Below are 17,450 nucleotides of genomic sequence, written 5' to 3' on the forward strand. Positions count from 1 at the left end.
TTGACGGCGACAGATTTGTTGGCGATCCAAGGCCCAACGAAAGGGACCAAAAGTGCATATACTGGTATTTGGGTATAACGGGCAGGTGGCCACTGAGCTGCGCGGGCTGGCGGCAAAGGATCTGAGGATCACCGCGCTGGACCGGGACGCCGCTGATCTGACCGAACCGACGGCCTGCGCTGCGGCAATAGCGGCCCATGCGCCAGATGCAGTGATCAATGCGGCGGCCTATACCGCCGTGGACCGTGCCGAAGAAGACGAGGCGACAGCCCAAATCATTAACGCTGATGCCCCCATCGCGATGGCCCAAGCCTGCGCCGCGCGCGATATTCCCTTTGTCACCATTTCGACCGACTATGTATTTTCTGGCGCAGGTCAGCTGGCCTGGACACCGCAAGACCAGCCAGATCCGCAAGGCGCTTATGGCCGCACCAAGCTGGCGGGCGAACAGGGTGTGGCGCATGTGGGAGGCCGTTGGGCGGTGCTGCGTACCTCATGGGTCGTTTCTGCGCATGGCACCAACTTCGTCAAGACCATGCTGCGGCTGGGGGCCGAGCGGGACACACTGAATGTCGTGTCAGATCAGATCGGTGGCCCCACAGGTGCCGCCGAGATTGCCGCGACGTGTGTTGTCATTGCACGAAAGCTTTCGCAGGATGCAGATGTCGCAGGCATTTATCATTTCGCAGGTACGCCGGCGACCAATTGGGCCGATTTTGCCCGTGCGATCTTTGCCGGGGCGGGGGTGAAATGTGCTGTCACCGATATTCCGTCCAGTGCATATCCGACACCTGCAAAGCGGCCTTTGAACTCGCGGATGCAGTGCAGCGCCACCACCGTCACATTTGGCATTCCGCAGCCCCAATGGCAAAATAGCCTGACTGCGATCCTGACCCAACTTTCCCAGCAACAAAACGGGACATCCTCCTCATGACCAATACTTCCAATCGCAAGGGGATCATTCTTGCCGGTGGCTCTGGCACCCGGCTTTATCCGATCACGGTCAGTGTCTCCAAACAATTGCTGCCGGTCTATGACAAACCGATGATCTATTACCCGCTTTCCGTGCTCATGCTGGCAGGCATCCGCGAAATTTCGGTGATCACCACGCCGCAGGACCGCGCGCAGTTTGAACGCGCGCTGGGGGATGGCAGCCAATGGGGCGTGAGCCTGACCTATATTGTGCAGCCCAGTCCCGACGGTCTGGCGCAGGCCTATATTCTGGCCGAGGACTTTCTGGATGGGGCACCGTCGGCGATGGTGCTGGGGGATAATATCTTTTTCGGCCACGGCTTGCCGGAACTTCTGGCCGAGGCGGACAAAGAGGAACGGGGCGGCACTGTCTTTGGATACCGTGTTGCCGATCCCGAACGCTATGGCGTTGTCGATTTTGACGACGAGGGCCGCGCGCGCCAGATCATCGAAAAACCTGAGGTGCCGCCGTCAAATTACGCGGTCACGGGCCTTTATTTCCTTGATGAAGACGCATCAGACCGGGCCCGCAAAGTTGCGCCATCGGCACGCGGAGAGCTGGAAATCACAACCCTGCTCGAAAGCTATCTTGATGAAGGCATGCTGCGGGTGAAACGCATGGGTCGCGGATACGCCTGGCTGGATACCGGCACCCATGGCAGCCTGCTGGATGCGGGCAATTTCGTGCGTACGCTGGAAATGCGACAGGGTCTGCAAACCGGCAGTCCAGACGAGATCGCGTTCAATCAAGGCTGGATTTCAGCCCAAGACATTCAGGCGCGCGCCGAGATGTTCGCCAAGAATGAATATGGCACATATCTGATGGGATTGCTGCGCTAGCACCACTATAGAAAAAGCTGTGCTGCTCACGCTTGAGCCTCCCCCTTTGAAGTGGTCCGCCCCTATAGTTAGGAAAGCGGAGGACCAGAGATGGCCATTAAGAGACCCAAGCCCGAAGAGATTGTCGTGAAGTTACGGCAGGTTGAAGTTCTGATGGGGCAAGGCATGCCCCGGATTGATGCAATCAGACAGATCAGTGTGACTGAACAAACCTATTACCGCTGGAAGAAGAAGTACGGTGGAATGGGCACAGAACAACTCAAAGAACTGAAGCGGCTACAGAAAGAGAACGAGCGCCTGCGTCGCGCGGTTTCTGACCTGACATTGGACAAGCTAATCTTGAAGGAGGCCGCTTCGGGAAACTTCTGAGCCCCTCACGTCGGCGGTCCTGCATCGATCATGTGCGTGATCGGTTCAAGGTTTCTGAACGACGGGTTTGTCGCGTTCTGGGCCAGCACCGATCCACACAACGTCAATTGCCACGTGGGCGTGCTGACGAAGAACGCTTGGTCGAGGACATGATCGAGTTGACGCGCCAGTTTGGTCGATATGGATACCGTCGAGTTGCTGACCTGTTGAGAGACGCAGGCTGGCAGGTGAACGACAAACGTGTCGAACGGCTTTGGCGACGTGAGGGGCTAAAAGTGCCGATGAAACAACTTAAGAAAGGACGCCTTTGGCTCAACGATGGATCATGTGTCCGGCTGCGTCCGGAGTACCGAAACCATGTTTGGTCGTACGACTTTGTACACCACCGAACCGATGATGGCAGGGCGTTTAGGACTCTGAACATTCTGGACGAACACAGCAGGGAATGTCTGGCGATCCGGGTGAAACGAAAGCTGAACTCGCCTGAGGTCATCGACGCTCTCACGGACCTGTTCATCCTGCGCGGGGTGCCTGCCTACATCAGGTCAGACAATGGCCCAGAGTTCATCGCTGAGGCCGTCAGGGACTGGATCAAGGCCGTTGGGGCAAGGACTGCCTACATCGAGCCTGGGTCACCCTGGGAGAACGGATATTGCGAGAGTTTCAACGGAAGGATGCGCGACGAGTTGCTGAACGGTGAAACCTTCTACTCGCCACGTGAAGCCCAAATCATCATCGAAAGCTGGAGGAGAAATTACAACACCAAGCGACCACACAGTGCATTAGGCTATCGCCCACCAGCGCCTGAGGCCATCGTCCCGATGGGCCAACGGCCAATCATGCACTAACTTTTAACATGGACCACTCAAGTGGGGCTGCTCACGCTCATCCAACTTCACGTAAGTGTCTGGGCAATGCGACTGATTTCTTGCTCATCACGTGACAACTGGTGACCTGCGTCTGCTTGCGTTCTGACCTGCCCCCCGAAACTTCCCTCAGTTTGATGTAGAGTTTGCTCAACCTTTGAAGGAGCAAACAGATGCGAAAGAGCCGATTTAGCGAAGCCCAGATTATTCACTGCCCGACAGGGCATTGCGCAGCAATGTCCCGAGAGGGGGGATGATCAAAGAGCAAGAAGCAGGGATGCCGACTGCGGATGTGTGCCGCAAGCACGGTCTCAGCCAAGGGACGTTCAACAAGTTCAAATCGCAATATGGCGGCATGGAGGTGTCGGATGCGGCGAAGCTGCGTGAGTTCTACGGCTGAACCCCATTAAAAATGGGGGGATTACCGATCGACTGCACCAGCCGACGCGTTGCGTTGATATTTCTCAACATCATTCACGGCGTTCCGGACCAATGTGACCTTGTCACTGAAAGCCGTGGTCGGCGGCTCTAGAAATGTATGCAAAGTACGAATGGAGAAGATGATGACACAATATCCTGTAAATATGCACGTTCACCCTGAAATAGAGTCATTTTTTGACCCTCAGACCAATACGATCAGCTATGTGGTCATGGACCCGGAATCGACGTCCTGTGCGGTCATCGATTCTGTGATGGATATCGACTATGCGGCAGGTCGGATCACGTATGATCATGCGGATGAAATCATCGCCTATATTGAAAAGCACAAGCTCAAGCTTGAGTGGCTGATCGAAACACATGTGCATGCAGATCACCTTTCTGCTGCCCCCTACATTCAGTCCAAACTTGGCGGCAAAATCGGCATCGGTGACCAGATAACGGTTGTGCAGGATACCTTTGGTAAGGTTTTTAACGAGGGCACGGAATTCCAACGCGACGGGTCGCAGTTCGATCTGCTGCTTAAGGACGGTGACACCTATGACGTTGGCGGGTTGACCGCGTTCGTGATGCACACGCCCGGACATACACCGGCGTGCATGGTGCATGTCTTTGGCGATGCCGCATTTGTCGGAGATACGTTGTTTATGCCTGACGGCGGATCCGCACGTGCGGATTTCCCCGGTGGCGATGCGGGGCAGTTGTACGATTCAATTCAAAAGGTACTGGCCTTGCCGGATGATATGCGGTTGTTCATGTGCCACGATTATGGACCGGATGGCCGCGATATCATGTGGGAAACCACAGTCGCAGAGGAAAAGGCCGAGAACATCCATGTCGGACGGGGCAAAGGCCGCAAAGAGTTCATCAAGTTCCGCGAGGCACGCGACGCCACACTTGAGGTGCCAAAACTGATCCTGCCATCGCTGCAAGTCAACATGCGCGCCGGGAAAGTGCCCAAAGACAAAGACGGCAAGCCGATGCTGAAAGTTCCCGTCAACGCCATCTGACCATATCGCACGCCCGAGCAGGAGTTACTTCCATGGATATTCGAAAAATTTCGGATCAGTTCTTTGTTGCCCCTCAAATCACTGAGGTAGATTTGGCAGACCTGCATGACAAGGGCATCAGGTCCATCATTTGTAATCGACCAGATGGAGAGGGCGCAGACCAACCCACGTTCACGGAGCTATCTCACGCCGCTCAGAAACTTGGCATAGAGATGCGCTATATCCCGGTGTCGGGCGGGATGGTTCAAGATGAAGATGCAGAGGCATTTGGCAGTGCAGAGGATGCGCTGCCCAAGCCGCTGTTGGCGTACTGCCGGACGGGTACACGGTCAGCGACATTATGGTCGCTGGCGCATGCAAAAGACATGCCGCTTGCGGATATTCTCAGCGCGGCCAAAAAAGCCGGGTATGACATGAAGGGCGTCGTGCGAAGGATCGCGAATGGCGGCAAGACGCCAGTGGATCAGGCGGACGCATCTTACGATGTTGTGATCGTTGGGGCAGGGGCCTCTGGTATCTCAGCCGCAGCAAGTTTGAAAAGCCGTTTGCCGGACCTTGAAATTGCAGTGATTGATCCCGCCGATGCGCATTATTATCAGCCGGGTTGGACAATGGTTGGTGCCGGTGTTTTTGCCGCCGAAGACACGGTGCGCACCATGGGGTCGTTGATCCCACCAGACGTGCACTGGTTGAAATCGGCCGTTGCGGCCTTTGAACCCGAAAAGGATGTTGTGATCCTCGATGGGTGTCGGGTGGTGAAATACAAACGTTTGGTTGTCTGTCCGGGATTAAAGCTGGACTGGGGGCGTGTTGAAGGGCTGGTTGAAACACTGGGCCGCAACGGTGTGACATCCAATTATCGCTATGACATGGCGCCCTACACATGGGAGTTGGTGTCGGGCATGACGTCGGGGCGCGCGTTATTTACCCAACCCCCGATGCCAATCAAATGCGCGGGGGCACCGCAAAAGGCGATCTACCTTTCTGCGGATCATTGGACCCGCCAGAACACCATCAAGGACATCGACATCCAGTTTCACAACGCAGGCGGTGTCCTGTTTGGGGTCAAGGATTATGTCCCGGCATTGCAAAAATACGTAGATAAGTATCAGATCGGCTTAAATTTTTTCCATAATCTGGTTGCTGTTGACGGGCCGGCGAAAAAGGCGTGGTTTGACGTGTCCAGGCCCGACACCCCGGTTGAACGGGTAGAGATTGAATTTGACATGATCCATGTCACACCACCCCAATGTGCCCCGGATTTCATCGCTGTATCACCTTTGGCCGATGCAGCGGGCTGGGTCGATGTGGATCAGGCCACGCTGCGCCACAAAACGTTTGAGAATATCTGGTCATTGGGTGATGTGATGAATGCGCCGAACGCCAAGACCGCTGCGGCAGCGCGCAAACAAGCGCCCGTGGTTGCCAATAACATTGTCGCGGACATAAATGGGCGTGCGCCCGTATCACAATATGACGGCTATGGATCATGTCCTTTGACCGTCGAGCGTGGCAAGATTGTGCTTGCCGAATTTGGGTACGGCGGCATCCTGCAACCCAGTTTTCCCCGCTGGCTCATCGATGGCACCAAGCCAAGCCGCTTGGCGTGGCTGTTGAAAGAGAAAATCCTACCGCCGGTCTATTGGAAAGCGATGCTGAAGGGCCGTGAATGGATGGCTTCTCCTGAAAAAATATCGGCCCGCTGATCATGGCCAAGTCACGCAAGAAATCAGGCTTTCGATTTTCTCACTATTTCCCGATTCTGGATTGGGGCCGCAGCTATACTGCTGCGACTGCAGTCAACGATCTGGTAGCGGCGTTGATTGTGACGATCATGTTGATCCCACAGTCGCTGGCATATGCGATGCTGGCCGGATTGCCGCCAGAGGCCGGGTTATATGCCTCTATCGTGCCGATTATGCTCTATAGTATTTTCGGCACCAGCCGATCTTTGGCGGTTGGTCCTGTTGCTGTTGTGTCGCTGATGACGGCCGCCGCGATTGCGGATGTGACCCGCACGCTGGATGTTGGGTATGCAACAGCAGCGCTCAGCCTCGCAGCGTTGTCGGGGACGATTTTGATGGCCATGGGCATCCTGCGGCTTGGATTTATTGCCAACTTTCTGTCGCATCCGGTGATCTCGGGATTCATAACTGCGTCGGGGGTGTTGATCGCAGCCAGCCAGCTAAAACATGTGATGGGGATAGATGGCGGGGGGCATAACCTGCTGGAAATCGTGTCTTCGCTTGTTACCCATGTTCTGTCTGCCAATCTGTTGACCGTTGCCATCGGTGTGACCGCCATCGGGTTTCTTTTCTGGGTCAGAAAAGGGCTTCGCCCTGCATTGATCAAGATCGGATTGCGCCCGCGTGTGGCAGATTTCCTGGCCAAAGCGGGGCCTGTTTTCGCTGTCGGGGCAACGACCTGGTTGGTCTGGAACTTCGATCTGAACGCGAGCGGGGTTCAAATTGTCGGTGCGGTTCCGCAAAGCCTGCCCCCGTTTACCTGGCCAGATTTGTCCATGGATTTGATGTCCGCACTGTTCATGCCCGCGTTGTTGATTTCGATCATAGGATTTGTTGAATCAATTTCGGTGGCCCAGACACTGGCAACCAAGAAACGGCAAAGGATTGACCCGGATCAGGAATTAATCGGTTTGGGCGCGGCCAACATCGGTGCATCCTTGACCGGTGGCTTTCCGGTGACCGGTGGATTCTCGCGCTCTGTGGTCAACTTTGACGCTGGGGCGGAAACGCCAGCCGCAGGGGCATTTACAGCTATCGGTCTCACTGTTGCTGCGCTGTTTCTGACGCCGCTGATCTATTTTCTGCCCAAGGCCACGCTTGCGGCGACAATCATCGTTGCCGTTCTGTCATTGGTGGATGTTCAAACCCTCAAGCGCAGTTGGATCTATTCCAAACGGGATTTTGGCGCTGTTGCCGTGACCATGCTTTTGACGCTTGGTTTTGGGGTTGAGCTTGGCGTGACTGCCGGCGTTGTTCTTTCGATCCTGCTATTCTTATATGACACGTCGCGCCCGCATGTGGCCGAGGTTGGTCTGGTCGAAGGGACCGAGCATTTTCGAAACATTCGTCGTCACGCGGTTCTGACCGACCCAACAGTGCTGAGCCTGAGGATCGATCAAAGTCTTTATTTTGCCAATGCGCGGTTTCTGGAGGACTACATTTATGATCGTGTGATCGACAACACTGACCTCACACATGTCGTGTTGATGTGCTCTGCCGTTAATGAAATCGATCTGAGTGCGCTGGAAACGCTGGAAATGGTCAATACCCGGCTGAAAGAGATGGGAATCGACCTGTCGCTTTCAGAAGTGAAGGGGCCGGTCATGGACAGATTGCGCCGTGGTGATCTGCTCAAACATCTGACCGGCAACGTTTATCTTTCGCAATTCGACGCCTTCCGGGCGCTCGCTCAGCCAAAGCCACCTTTGAACAAAATCTCGGTTGTTGCCACGTAGAATGGGCCTGGGCCTGGGCGATCAATGCGCCAAAAGCACGGGAAGGTCTGTTTGTTCGATCATTGACCGTGTGGTGCCGCCAAAGACTGCTTCGAGAATGCGGGCATGGCCATATCCGCCCATGACGACAAGGTCGGCCCCGAATTCCTGAGCACGGTCCTGAATACAGCGCGAGATCGCACGTCCCCCGCTTGGAAATTGCGAGACCGTAACTTTGCAGCCATGGTGGCTGAGCCATGCCGCCACGGCAGTGCCTGGGTCCTGGCCGTTTTCCTCTGCGGTCATAACCGGATCAAAGCAGCCGATAACGACTTCTTGGGCATCTTTCAGGTAAGGCAAGGCCGCATGCACAGCTGCTGCGGCGGCTTCGCTGCTGTCCCACGCAACAAATATGCGGCCCATTTCCTGAGATGCAGAGCCATTCAGCCGCAAACCAATGGGGGAATGGAACAATACACCATAGACTGCCTCGCGCATGATTTCTTGCGTGTCGCGCAGGTTTGCCGCGATGACCGCTTCGTCACTGACCCGCGCCGACAAAGATACAGCACGCTTGATGTCAACCGTAGCGCAGATAACAGACCGGACGTCGCCTGAAACGTTGCTGCGCGCCAACAGAGCTTCGGTCGCATCAACGCGTTCCTGTTGCCGGGTTTGCGCCTCTGCGAGCTGCTCTCCCCAGTTGTCAGAAACGCTGATGCCGCCATAAGGAAGGGCTCCATACGCGTTCATGGGCAGAACCGGTGCTGCCGCAAGAAGCAGACAGCTCAGGTGATTTTGTTGCGCGGCAGCGGCCTCTGCTGCCGCGCTGATCATAGCGTCCGAGGTGTCTGAGTTCATCAGGAAAAGCACGGTGCGACGGTTCATATTGTTCTCCAGTCTGGTTGTGATCGCCGCAATTATGCGGTGCGGGTTTGTTTCATTTTGACAGTCACTACGAAGAACACACTGACACAGATCAAGTGAGATTTCGGAATCTGGTGTTAACTTGGCTTGAAATTGATGTGCGGATGAAGGTCAGATGGAATTTAAAGATTATTACAAGGTTCTCGGCGTCCAGCGCGAGGCGAGTGCATCTGAGATCAAGAAGGCATTTCGAAAGCTTGCGCGTAAATATCACCCCGATATCAACGCGGGCGCAGGTTCTGAAGCCAAGTTCAAGGACGTGAACGAAGCCTATGAGGTCTTGAATGACCCTGCACGGCGGGCCGCGTATGATCAATTGGGTCAAGAACCGCCGCCCGGTCAGGGTCGCTATAAGCCGCCTCCGGATTGGGACAGTGGTTTCGAATTCTCTGGCGGCGGGCCGCAAGGCGGTGAGGCATTCAGTGATTTCTTTGAAACGCTATTCCGCAGAGGGGGCGGGGCGCCCGGGGGCATGCGATCTGGCCGTGGTGCGGACAGTCACGCGCGGATCGAGATAGCAATTGAAGATGCCTATCGAGGGGCTGATCGCACCATCAGCTTGCGCACACCGGTTGTTGGCCCGGACGGAAATGTCAGACTGCAAGACCATAAAGTCTCAGTGCATGTACCAATGGGAATTGCACAGGGGCAGCACATCCGGCTCGCAGGGCAGGGTGCACCGGGGGCGGGCCCGGGCACAGCGGGGGATCTGTTTCTTGAGGTTACCTTTGCCCCGCACCCGGTCTATCGCCCGGAAGGCAAGGATCTTTATCTGGATTTACCCATCGCCCCATGGGAGGCGGCGTTGGGCAGTCACGTCGTAATGCCGACGCCGGGCGGCAAGGTTGACTTGCGCATCCCCAAAAACGCGCGCTCGGGCCAAAAGATGCGTTTGAAAGGCAAAGGCCTGCCCGGCACTCCCAAAGGGGACATCTATGCCACGTTAAAGATCGTCAATCCCAAAGCCGACACAGCAGAAGCGCGCGCATTTTTTGAGAAGATGGCAAAAGAAATGCCGTTTGATCCCCGCGCCCATCTTGGAGGATAGCACCATGAAAAAGACCACTTCACAAAGCGACGTTGTTGACGCGCTGTCATTGCAGGACCTGTGCCGCTTTTGTCAGGCCGAAGAAGATTGGGTGATTGAACTGGTGGAATATGGCGTACTGGAACCCAAAGGCAGCAGATCGGGAAACTGGCAGTTTATTGGCACAAACATCGTCCGGGCCAAGAAGGCCCGACGCCTGAACCGCGATCTTGGCATCAATGTCGCAGGCGTCGCACTTGTTTTGGACCTGATCGAGGAACGCGACGCCGTTTTGCGCAGGTTGAGCCAGTACGAAACGCTTTAGCCAATGCGCCGCTGACCCGACGTCCGGCCTTCAGAGGTACAAAGAATAGTGTCGGTGATCCGCCCGTCATCTGTACAGCGATGTCCCCGCTGCATCTGTTACCGGCTGAATAATACCGGCAGTTTCTGGTCACGCAGCAGCGCATAGGATGTGGCACCCAAGACAAGGTCATAGGCCCGAGAATGGCCAAATGCCCCTGTGACAATCAGATCAGCACCCATTTCGAATGCGGCCTTGTTCAGCACATTGGCAATGCTGTCACCCATTGCTTCGCGGTGATCTAGTTTGGGCTTCAGCCCATGCCTTGAAAACATCTCGGCCAGGTCAATCCCATCACTATCTGTAAGTGCGTCTTTCTGCGATTTGACGACGCGCAAGATGGTAAGGTTTGCGCCAGCATCGGCAATCGCCAGCATGTCATGTGCCGCGCGCGCCGCTTCTTTGGTATCGCTCCATCCCAAAAGGATGTTGGCACCGATCTCAGGGCCATCATAATCGGACGGCACCACGATAACGGGACGGCCACTTTCACGGATAACCTGAGTTTGCGCATGCCGTTGGTCGTATCTGTCGTTTTCCTTGTCCTCATGCGCCATGATCACCAGATCCGCAGCGCGGGCGCTTTCGACCATCCGTTCGTTGGCCGAAACAGCTTCGGCACGAACAAGGCGGAATTCACTGATGAAATCTTCGCTCTTGGTGTGCTTTTCGAAAATCACCCTGATCTCTTCTGATTCCTCTTTCTGGCTGGCGTTGAAGGCGGCAAAGGCAGGTTCTGGAATATGCATCGCAATACCGGGATAAACCAGCAAGGCCTCAACAGTGTGCAGTCCAATAAGATGCGCATTATTTTTACGCGCCAGCGGTACAGCCACTTTCAGAAGGGCTTCGGCATGTTCAACCGTGGTTAGACAAACCAGAATTGTTTTAGGTCCCATGATGCAATCCTCATTGTTGCGAAGTGTCAGAGTGGCACCTTTACTGCCTAGCAAGTCTGGCAGCTGGTCGATTGATCCGCGTCAATCCTCTTTTGGCGCAGCGGTGTAGCACTGGGGCAATCCAAAGTCTTTCGAGGAGTGTTCCCATGTCTATTCGCCAAACCGCCATGACCACCTTGGCCGCTTTGTGCATTTGCACCACCTCAACGGCTGAAACTGTCACTTTGCAGAATGGCAATGACACGTTTTTTGCGGGCGGGCAGGTAAGTGAAACGATTGATGCGCGCGGCGACACATTCTTGGCGGCGCGGTCGGCTCAGGTTCGTGGTGCAACCCAGGGTGATCTGCATGTCTCGGGCTTTGATGTGTCGGTCAGCGCCGATGCAACCGAAGACCTTTATGCGATTGGTGCCAACGTCGTGATCCGCGGTGCCGTCGCAGAAGATCTGTCAGCAGCCGGATTTTCAGTGCGGACAGAGCAAACTTCGCAGACTCAGGGCAATGCACGTCTGATGGGCAATACAGTTACCATCGAAGGACCGGTAACCGGCGTCCTCTCTGTGATGGGCCGTGATGTGATCTTGAATGCGCCGATCAAAGGTGACGCCCGTATTCTGGCACAGACCCTCTCTTTTGGACCGGGTGCAGTTGTCAGCGGCACATTGACCTACAGCACTCAGGAAAAGATCGCGGTGCCTGAACGGGTGGCCCCGGCCGAACGCGTGGTGTTTGAGGCGATCAAGGATGCGCAGCTGTGGGAGGCTTGGGAGGATATGGGCAAAGACATGCCCGCATTTCCGACCTTTGCCTCTTTGTTGTTCGGCTTTGTCATCTCGCTTTTGTTCTTCCTGGTGCTGGGTGCCTTGATGCTGGGCTTCATGCCCAAGCGGCTGTCGAAAATGCGCAAGAGCATCGCAGCAGCACCGGGGCAAACCCTGTTGCTCGGCGTCATCGGCCTTTCCGTTCTTTTTGGTATGGTGCCGATCACGGCGCTGACAATTGTGGGGCTGCCCTTTGCCCCGATCGTTGTGCTTGCCATCGTGGTGGCGTGGACCCTCGGATACGCTCTGGGGGCCTATAGTGTTGCCATGCGCATCTGGGCGGGATTGGGCGGCGCTCCGGAGCCAAGCAATGTTGCACGCCTTCTGATTTATGCCGGTGCGATCATTTTTATCGCTTTGCTGAATTTCATCCCGTTCGTGGGCTGGGTGGCCAATTATACGCTTGTCCTGCTGGGCATCGGGGCGATGACAAATGCGTTGTTTCAGACTCTGATCGGCAATCCCGGTGTAGCGCTGGACATTGATCTGAAACCAATAGACGACTGACATCAAACAGGAGAATAGCCATGACCGCTCAAGGTTTGGAAGTAATCGACCACAGTGTTCATCTGACCCATGAATGGATCAACGAACTTGCAGCCCGGCTTGGCTGGTCGTCAAAGCGCAGCACGTTACGCCTGTTGCGGATCACGTTGCACCGTATCCGCGATCATCTGATGATCAATGAACTGGCACAGATGTCTGCACAGCTGCCTCTGATAATCCGCGGTTTCTTCTTTGAAGGCTGGGTGCCAAAGCAGACACCCATCAAGGAACGTCGTGCTCAGGAGTTCGTGACATTTGTTGATGCTCAAATGGGCGAGACTCCGGAATACCGGGGGCGCGATGACATCAAATGTGTCTTTGACATGCTGAACGCGCGCCTCAGCAGGGGCGAGGTTGAAGATGTCCGCGCCAGTCTGCCAAGCGAGATACATGATCTTTGGCCAGCCCCCTGAAACCACGGAAAAGGCCAAGAAGGGCCTGTCTTTCCGGTGGCGCTTGGATGCTTAGGGCGATGGCACGCCGTGGATCAGTCGCGATCACCCAGTGAGAGGCCAAGCAATGCGGTCGGCCGCAGGACGATGATTGTCTGGATGTTCTCAATTGCGATGATTTTGCTTTTGCGCAGCTGCGTGAATGTCCGGCTGACCGTCTCTGTTGTGAGGCCAAGAAAATCCGCAATATCCGAGCGGCTCATCGGCAAAGTGACCTGCCGAAACCCGCCCAGGTCCTGCCCAACCTGATCGACCAGTACGCACAGAAATGATGCCAGCTTTTCACTCGCCGATTTCCGCCCCAGCATCATGAAATGATCCTGCATTGCACTGATTTCACGCAAGGCCGCCTGTAAAAGCCCCTGATGCAGCTTGGGATCGCCCTCACCGCTTTCCAAAGCGGAACGTCGATAAGGTTGCAGCCGTGCTTCTGTCAGCGCCTCGCAGTCGGCGTGATGTCTGCCGTTGGACGGAAATCCAACGATATCGCCCGGATACCCGAATGCGATGACCTGACGCCTGCCATCAGCCAGCAGCCGGGTCAGGCGCAAAACGCCGCTGGTGACTTGATAAAGCCATTCCACATGATCACCCTCGTAATAAAGGAATGTACCGGGTTTCAGACGTGTTGCCGCCGTTTTGGGCGACTTGCTCGCAAGCGGCGCAACATAATACTCGTCGGTATGGTCTCTGGGAATTGTTACATACATCTTGAGGCCCCCTAGTGATGATTTGGGGCCACCCTATGTAGCTATTGTAACGCGGGTTGTTTTACTTGAGCGGGTTTTTGTATCATTTTGTATCCGTCCCGTTCCACTGTCGCATCTGTGCAGGTGAACCATGACTTTGTATCTGCTATTAACGGCGAGAAAGGAGCGCTTATGAGTGATGAGATAATCCTCGTCGTGGAAGACGACCAGAAAATCAGATCACTCTTGCGCAATGTATTTGAGGATGAAGGGTTTGCCGTGCGCGAAGCGGACAGAGCCTCAGATGTCATGGATATACTCGCCTCAGCCCCGATAAGCCTTGTCACTTTGGACATTCATCTGGGCGCTGACAATGGCGTCAAACTAGCACGCCAGATCAGACAGGTCTCTCAGGTCCCGATCATCATGGTGACGGGCAAGGATGATGTCATTGACCGCGTCGTGGGGCTTGAGGTCGGGGCAGACGATTACATCATAAAACCTTTCCATGTGCGCGAAGTGGTTGCCCGGGTAAGGAGCGTCCTGCGCAGAACCGGGCACGGTAACATCGTCCAGCAGGAGGGGGCCGCCGACCCTTCCACACAATATGGATCTGGCGAAAGTGCGCATTTTGCCTTTGATGGGATGATCGCGGCACCGGATCGAATGGAACTGATAGACCGCGACGGCACGGATTGCGGATTGACCAGCGGTGATTTCAAACTGCTCACAGTCTTTCTGAACAGCCCCAAACGGGTGTTATCGCGTGATCAACTGATGGACATGACGGGCGGCATAGAATGGAGCCCGCTGGATCGCACCATTGACAACCAGATTGCCCGCCTGCGTAAAAAAATCGAACGCGACCCGTCAAACCCCAAGCTGATCAAGACCGTGCGCGGCGTTGGCTATATTTTTTCCTCTGACGTCCAGTTGGTTCAGCCGTCAGATCCCTTAGCCAAAAGCATCTGAAGCCGCAGCGCCAAATCTGATTGCCGATAGGGCTTATGAAGGATTTCGTAGGGGTCGCCATGCGCCATTGCATCTGTGACCACGTCACTGGCATATCCAGAGGTCAGCAGCACTTTAAGATTGGGATACTCAGCCAGAATTTTGGCGGCCAGATCGTACCCATTCAGGTCTCCTGGCATGACCAGATCGGAAAATACAAGATCGACCTCCGCACCATCCTGCAGCATCTGATAGGCTTGATCCCCCGTTTCCGCTTCAAGGGTCACAAATCCAAGGTCGCGGATGCGCTCGATGGAAATCTTGCGCACTTTTGGGTTGTCTTCGACAATCAAAATTGTCTCACCGTGGCCGCGTGGGATGGACGTGTTTGCCCGACCTTCCCAATCCGTCGCCTGGTCGGTTGCATCTGCCGGCGACAGCACTGGAAAGTAGAGGCCGAAACTCGTGCCAAGCCCCAGTTCACTGTAAAGTGTCACATGCCCGCCTGATTGCCGCACAAATCCATAGACCATCGCCAGCCCAAGGCCCGATCCGCCACTCTCGGCTTTGGTTGTAAAGAAAGGTTCAAAAGCACGACGCTGCGCCTCTGCACTCATGCCCTCGCCGTCGTCACTGACGGAAAGGCGGACATAATCGCCGGATTCGATATCCGTTTCCTGCGCCATATAGCTGTCATCGATGGTCACATTGGCAACGGAGATCAGCAATTCGCCACCTGTGGCCATCGCATCCCGCGCATTCAGCGCGAGGTTCATCAACGCAGATTGAAGCTGCACCGGATCGACCTTAACCAATCCCACGTCCTCGGCAAAATCGGTTTTGATGCGATAACACGCGCCAAATGTCCGTTTGAGAATGGCCAGCGTGCCCTCACACAAGGTGCGCAGGTCAACCTGTTCTGGTTTGAGTTTGCTGCGGCGCGCAAAGACCAGAAGCCGTGATGTCAGTTCTGCACCCAGTTCGGCAGAATCAAGGGCGTCCTTGATCAAAGGCACTTGACGATCATCCGCGCCACGCTTTTCAAGCAGTTCCAGATTGCCGACAATTACTGTCAGAAGATTGTTGAAATCATGGACGATCCCACCGGTCATTTGGCCGATGGCATCCAACCGCTGGGAACGGGCCAACGCATCTTCAGCAGCTCTTCGATTGGTCAGATCGTGCAGGATCCCGACAAAAAAAGCATGGCCGTCAACTTGTGCTTCACCCACTGATAAATGCAGAGGAAACTCGGACATGTCCTTGCGCCGACCCTCAACAGCGCGGCCAAGACCAATAATCCGCCTTTCGCCGGTTTCAAGGTGGTGCGACATGTAGCCGTCGTGCAGATCGGCCAATGACTGTGGCATCAGCATCTTCACGTCTTGGCCAACCATCTCAGCCACATCATATTGAAAAAGGCGGGCCGCCGCCAAATTGACCCGCAAGATCGTCCCGTCATGATCTGACACGATCATCGCATCCACCGCCGCATCCAGAATGGCTTGCAGAACTGCGCTGTCTTCGGTGGGGTTACTCATATGCGATGTCCCTTTGGGGTCAGATTGCCAGTTGTTCCGCCAAAGGTGCAAGTCTCTATTGATATGTGGCAAAGATCCTGTGGTTGATTATTTTGCGCTCTGTGCAAGATCACCAAGGTTAAGAAACCGGGTGAGATCAGCCAGGGTGATCACGCCAACAAGGCGATGGTCCGACACGACCAGAAATTTGCGCCGGCCAGTATTTGCGATAATCCCCAAAAGCTCCGGTACAGGCAACTCAGGGGGGACGAGCACGTTTTGATCCAATCCAACAAAAACATCCCCCACGCGGGTATTGCTCCAGTTTTCGCGATCAATGCTGGACAGAACAGTTGTGTCGATATGGCCCAGAAGCACTGAATCATCCAGAACAGGGACAAAGCTGACGCCGTGCCGCAGCATGATCTGATCGGCCAGCTCTGCCAGTGTCATTTCTGGCCCAACTGTAATGGGGTCACGCTTCATCATCGCATCCACGGACTTCCCCTCAAAGACCACCCGAGCCAGTTGCGCGTTGTAGCTGGAGCGCGCCGCGATCAGCAAAAATCCCCCGATCATCAACTGCCATAGCCCCGCAACCAATGCGCCCTGAAAAAGCGCCATAACCCCCAAGGCCATCAGCGCATAAGCAAAAAAAGCGCCTGATTGCGCGGCGGTCTTGGTTGCGGCCAGCGCATCGCCCGTCCGATGCCACAGATAAGCGCGCAACATGCGGCCGCCGTCCAAGGGAAACGCCGGGACCATATTGAACAAAGCGAGCACCAGATTAATCAGCGCCAGATAAGAAATCACCTCTCTCAATGCGGGTTCGCTGCCAAAGAACAGAGCGACGTTCGTGAGGGTCCAGAACCCACCCGCCAGACAGAGCGACATCACCGGACCCGCCAGCGCAACCCAGAATTCGACACGGGCAGATGAAGGTTCAGCCTCAAGTTCGGCCACGCCACCAAAGAGAAACAATGTGATGCTTTTAACCGGAAGGCCCAGACGTCGAGCCACGACCGAGTGGGCCAATTCATGCAACAACAGCGATGCAAAGAGGGCCAGCATCGAAATCAGCGCCATCATCAGGTGGGTCGCCGCGGATGCATTGGGCAAAATATCGGGAAAATATTGCTGCGACAGGCTCCAGGTGATCAGCGCTGCAATAACCAGCCAACTGGGATCGACCTTGATTTCAAAGCCATTGAGATAAAGAATTCTTTTCGCTTGTGAGAACATCAGAGGCCTCTTTTTAAGGACCAAGGTATCAGATGCGACAGAGGCCAAATTGACATC

16 protein-coding genes and 1 pseudogene are annotated in these 17,450 nt (G+C 55.2%); 12 read left to right on the forward strand and 5 right to left on the reverse strand.

Annotated features, from left to right (window positions below; translation table 11 throughout):
* Positions 1 to 52 precede the first annotated feature (52 nt).
* The 7 genes and pseudogenes from rfbD to C1J02_RS05075 all read left to right on the forward strand — a co-directional run bounded on the left by rfbD (position 53) and on the right by C1J02_RS05075 (position 7,976).
* A complete protein-coding gene (rfbD, locus tag C1J02_RS05045; RefSeq protein WP_114877604.1) occupies positions 53 to 934 on the forward strand; it encodes a dTDP-4-dehydrorhamnose reductase in 882 nt (293 codons plus the stop codon).
* On the forward strand, positions 931 to 1,812 hold the full coding sequence (gene rfbA / locus C1J02_RS05050; RefSeq protein ID WP_114877605.1) for a glucose-1-phosphate thymidylyltransferase RfbA: 882 nt from the start codon (positions 931 to 933) through the stop codon (positions 1,810 to 1,812). Before rfbD ends, rfbA begins: the two co-directional genes overlap by 4 nt.
* Positions 1,813 to 1,902: 90 nt before the next feature.
* Positions 1,903 to 3,029 (forward strand): IS3 family transposase gene (locus C1J02_RS05055; protein ID WP_114877606.1). Its coding sequence is split into 2 segments (ribosomal slippage): positions 1,903 to 2,167 and positions 2,167 to 3,029, totalling 1,128 coding nucleotides; the frame shifts between segments, so codons are not numbered across the junction.
* A 191-nt stretch (positions 3,030 to 3,220) separates the two neighbouring features.
* Positions 3,221 to 3,432: pseudogene (locus C1J02_RS05060) on the forward strand (transposase); the annotation flags it as partial.
* A gap of 178 nt (positions 3,433 to 3,610) precedes the next feature.
* Positions 3,611 to 4,495, forward strand: coding sequence for an MBL fold metallo-hydrolase (locus tag C1J02_RS05065; RefSeq protein ID WP_114880386.1), 885 nt, complete (start codon positions 3,611 to 3,613; stop codon positions 4,493 to 4,495).
* 32 nt (positions 4,496 to 4,527) lie between these two features.
* Positions 4,528 to 6,201, forward strand: a complete 1,674-nt coding sequence (locus C1J02_RS05070; protein WP_114877607.1) for a bifunctional protein tyrosine phosphatase family protein/NAD(P)/FAD-dependent oxidoreductase — start codon at positions 4,528 to 4,530, stop codon at positions 6,199 to 6,201.
* Between the two features lie 2 nt (positions 6,202 to 6,203).
* Positions 6,204 to 7,976, forward strand: a complete 1,773-nt coding sequence (locus C1J02_RS05075; RefSeq protein WP_114877608.1) for a SulP family inorganic anion transporter — start codon at positions 6,204 to 6,206, stop codon at positions 7,974 to 7,976.
* A gap of 21 nt (positions 7,977 to 7,997) precedes the next feature.
* Here the strand turns inward: C1J02_RS05075 and C1J02_RS05080 are convergent, their stop codons facing one another.
* A complete protein-coding gene (locus C1J02_RS05080; RefSeq protein ID WP_205389865.1) occupies positions 7,998 to 8,843 on the reverse strand; it encodes a universal stress protein in 846 nt (281 codons plus the stop codon).
* A 154-nt stretch (positions 8,844 to 8,997) separates the two neighbouring features.
* Here C1J02_RS05080 and C1J02_RS05085 point away from each other — a divergent pair, with 154 nt between their 5' ends.
* Both C1J02_RS05085 and C1J02_RS05090 read left to right on the forward strand, forming a co-directional pair.
* The gene (locus C1J02_RS05085) at positions 8,998 to 9,930 is read left to right on the forward strand and encodes a DnaJ C-terminal domain-containing protein (protein WP_114877610.1); all 933 of its coding nucleotides are present in this window, start codon (positions 8,998 to 9,000) and stop codon (positions 9,928 to 9,930) included.
* 4 nt (positions 9,931 to 9,934) lie between these two features.
* Complete coding sequence (locus C1J02_RS05090) at positions 9,935 to 10,234, forward strand: chaperone modulator CbpM (RefSeq protein WP_114877611.1); 300 nt, start codon at positions 9,935 to 9,937, stop codon at positions 10,232 to 10,234.
* A gap of 98 nt (positions 10,235 to 10,332) precedes the next feature.
* Here the strand turns inward: C1J02_RS05090 and C1J02_RS05095 are convergent, their stop codons facing one another.
* On the reverse strand, positions 10,333 to 11,172 hold the full coding sequence (locus C1J02_RS05095; RefSeq protein WP_114877612.1) for a universal stress protein: 840 nt from the start codon (positions 11,170 to 11,172) through the stop codon (positions 10,333 to 10,335).
* A gap of 146 nt (positions 11,173 to 11,318) precedes the next feature.
* Between C1J02_RS05095 and C1J02_RS05100 the strand changes: the two genes are divergently transcribed.
* Both C1J02_RS05100 and C1J02_RS05105 read left to right on the forward strand, forming a co-directional pair.
* Positions 11,319 to 12,500, forward strand: coding sequence for a hypothetical protein (locus C1J02_RS05100; protein ID WP_162798232.1), 1,182 nt, complete (start codon positions 11,319 to 11,321; stop codon positions 12,498 to 12,500).
* A 20-nt stretch (positions 12,501 to 12,520) separates the two neighbouring features.
* Positions 12,521 to 12,952, forward strand: a complete 432-nt coding sequence (locus tag C1J02_RS05105) for a DUF2267 domain-containing protein (RefSeq protein WP_254693210.1) — start codon at positions 12,521 to 12,523, stop codon at positions 12,950 to 12,952.
* 74 nt (positions 12,953 to 13,026) lie between these two features.
* On the opposite strand, the gene C1J02_RS05110 is transcribed toward C1J02_RS05105, so the two are convergent.
* A complete protein-coding gene (locus C1J02_RS05110; protein WP_114877615.1) occupies positions 13,027 to 13,701 on the reverse strand; it encodes a helix-turn-helix domain-containing protein in 675 nt (224 codons plus the stop codon).
* 171 nt (positions 13,702 to 13,872) lie between these two features.
* Here C1J02_RS05110 and C1J02_RS05115 point away from each other — a divergent pair, with 171 nt between their 5' ends.
* A complete protein-coding gene (locus tag C1J02_RS05115) occupies positions 13,873 to 14,652 on the forward strand; it encodes a response regulator (RefSeq protein ID WP_114877616.1) in 780 nt (259 codons plus the stop codon).
* On the opposite strand, the gene C1J02_RS05120 is transcribed toward C1J02_RS05115, so the two are convergent.
* Both C1J02_RS05120 and C1J02_RS05125 read right to left on the reverse strand, forming a co-directional pair.
* Complete coding sequence (locus C1J02_RS05120; RefSeq protein ID WP_114877617.1) at positions 14,619 to 16,172, reverse strand: PAS domain S-box protein; 1,554 nt, start codon at positions 16,170 to 16,172, stop codon at positions 14,619 to 14,621. The two genes, C1J02_RS05115 and C1J02_RS05120, sit on opposite strands and share 34 nt — an antisense overlap.
* Before the next feature lie 87 nt (positions 16,173 to 16,259).
* Complete coding sequence (locus C1J02_RS05125) at positions 16,260 to 17,393, reverse strand: site-2 protease family protein (RefSeq protein WP_114880387.1); 1,134 nt, start codon at positions 17,391 to 17,393, stop codon at positions 16,260 to 16,262.
* Between the last annotated feature and the right edge of the window lie 57 nt (positions 17,394 to 17,450).

The sequence above is a fragment of the Sulfitobacter sp. SK011 genome, from assembly GCF_003352065.1.
In the GTDB taxonomy this organism is placed as follows: domain Bacteria; phylum Pseudomonadota; class Alphaproteobacteria; order Rhodobacterales; family Rhodobacteraceae; genus Sulfitobacter.

Excerpts from the sequence above, each read along its gene's own strand:
- C1J02_RS05065 (WP_114880386.1), top strand. The coding sequence starts at position 3,611 with ATGACACAATATCCTGTAAATATGCACGTTCACCCTGAAATAGAGTCA.
- C1J02_RS05125 (WP_114880387.1), bottom strand. The coding sequence starts at position 17,393 with ATGTTCTCACAAGCGAAAAGAATTCTTTATCTCAATGGCTTTGAAATC.
- C1J02_RS05120 (WP_114877617.1), bottom strand. The coding sequence starts at position 16,172 with ATGAGTAACCCCACCGAAGACAGCGCAGTTCTGCAAGCCATTCTGGAT.
- C1J02_RS05115 (WP_114877616.1), top strand. The coding sequence starts at position 13,873 with ATGAGTGATGAGATAATCCTCGTCGTGGAAGACGACCAGAAAATCAGA.
- rfbA (WP_114877605.1), top strand. The coding sequence starts at position 931 with ATGACCAATACTTCCAATCGCAAGGGGATCATTCTTGCCGGTGGCTCT.
- C1J02_RS05105 (WP_254693210.1), top strand. The coding sequence starts at position 12,521 with ATGACCGCTCAAGGTTTGGAAGTAATCGACCACAGTGTTCATCTGACC.
- C1J02_RS05075 (WP_114877608.1), top strand. The coding sequence starts at position 6,204 with ATGGCCAAGTCACGCAAGAAATCAGGCTTTCGATTTTCTCACTATTTC.
- C1J02_RS05070 (WP_114877607.1), top strand. The coding sequence starts at position 4,528 with ATGGATATTCGAAAAATTTCGGATCAGTTCTTTGTTGCCCCTCAAATC.
- C1J02_RS05090 (WP_114877611.1), top strand. The coding sequence starts at position 9,935 with ATGAAAAAGACCACTTCACAAAGCGACGTTGTTGACGCGCTGTCATTG.
- C1J02_RS05110 (WP_114877615.1), bottom strand. The coding sequence starts at position 13,701 with ATGTATGTAACAATTCCCAGAGACCATACCGACGAGTATTATGTTGCG.
- C1J02_RS05080 (WP_205389865.1), bottom strand. The coding sequence starts at position 8,843 with ATGAACCGTCGCACCGTGCTTTTCCTGATGAACTCAGACACCTCGGAC.
- C1J02_RS05095 (WP_114877612.1), bottom strand. The coding sequence starts at position 11,172 with ATGGGACCTAAAACAATTCTGGTTTGTCTAACCACGGTTGAACATGCC.
- C1J02_RS05085 (WP_114877610.1), top strand. The coding sequence starts at position 8,998 with ATGGAATTTAAAGATTATTACAAGGTTCTCGGCGTCCAGCGCGAGGCG.
- C1J02_RS05100 (WP_162798232.1), top strand. The coding sequence starts at position 11,319 with ATGTCTATTCGCCAAACCGCCATGACCACCTTGGCCGCTTTGTGCATT.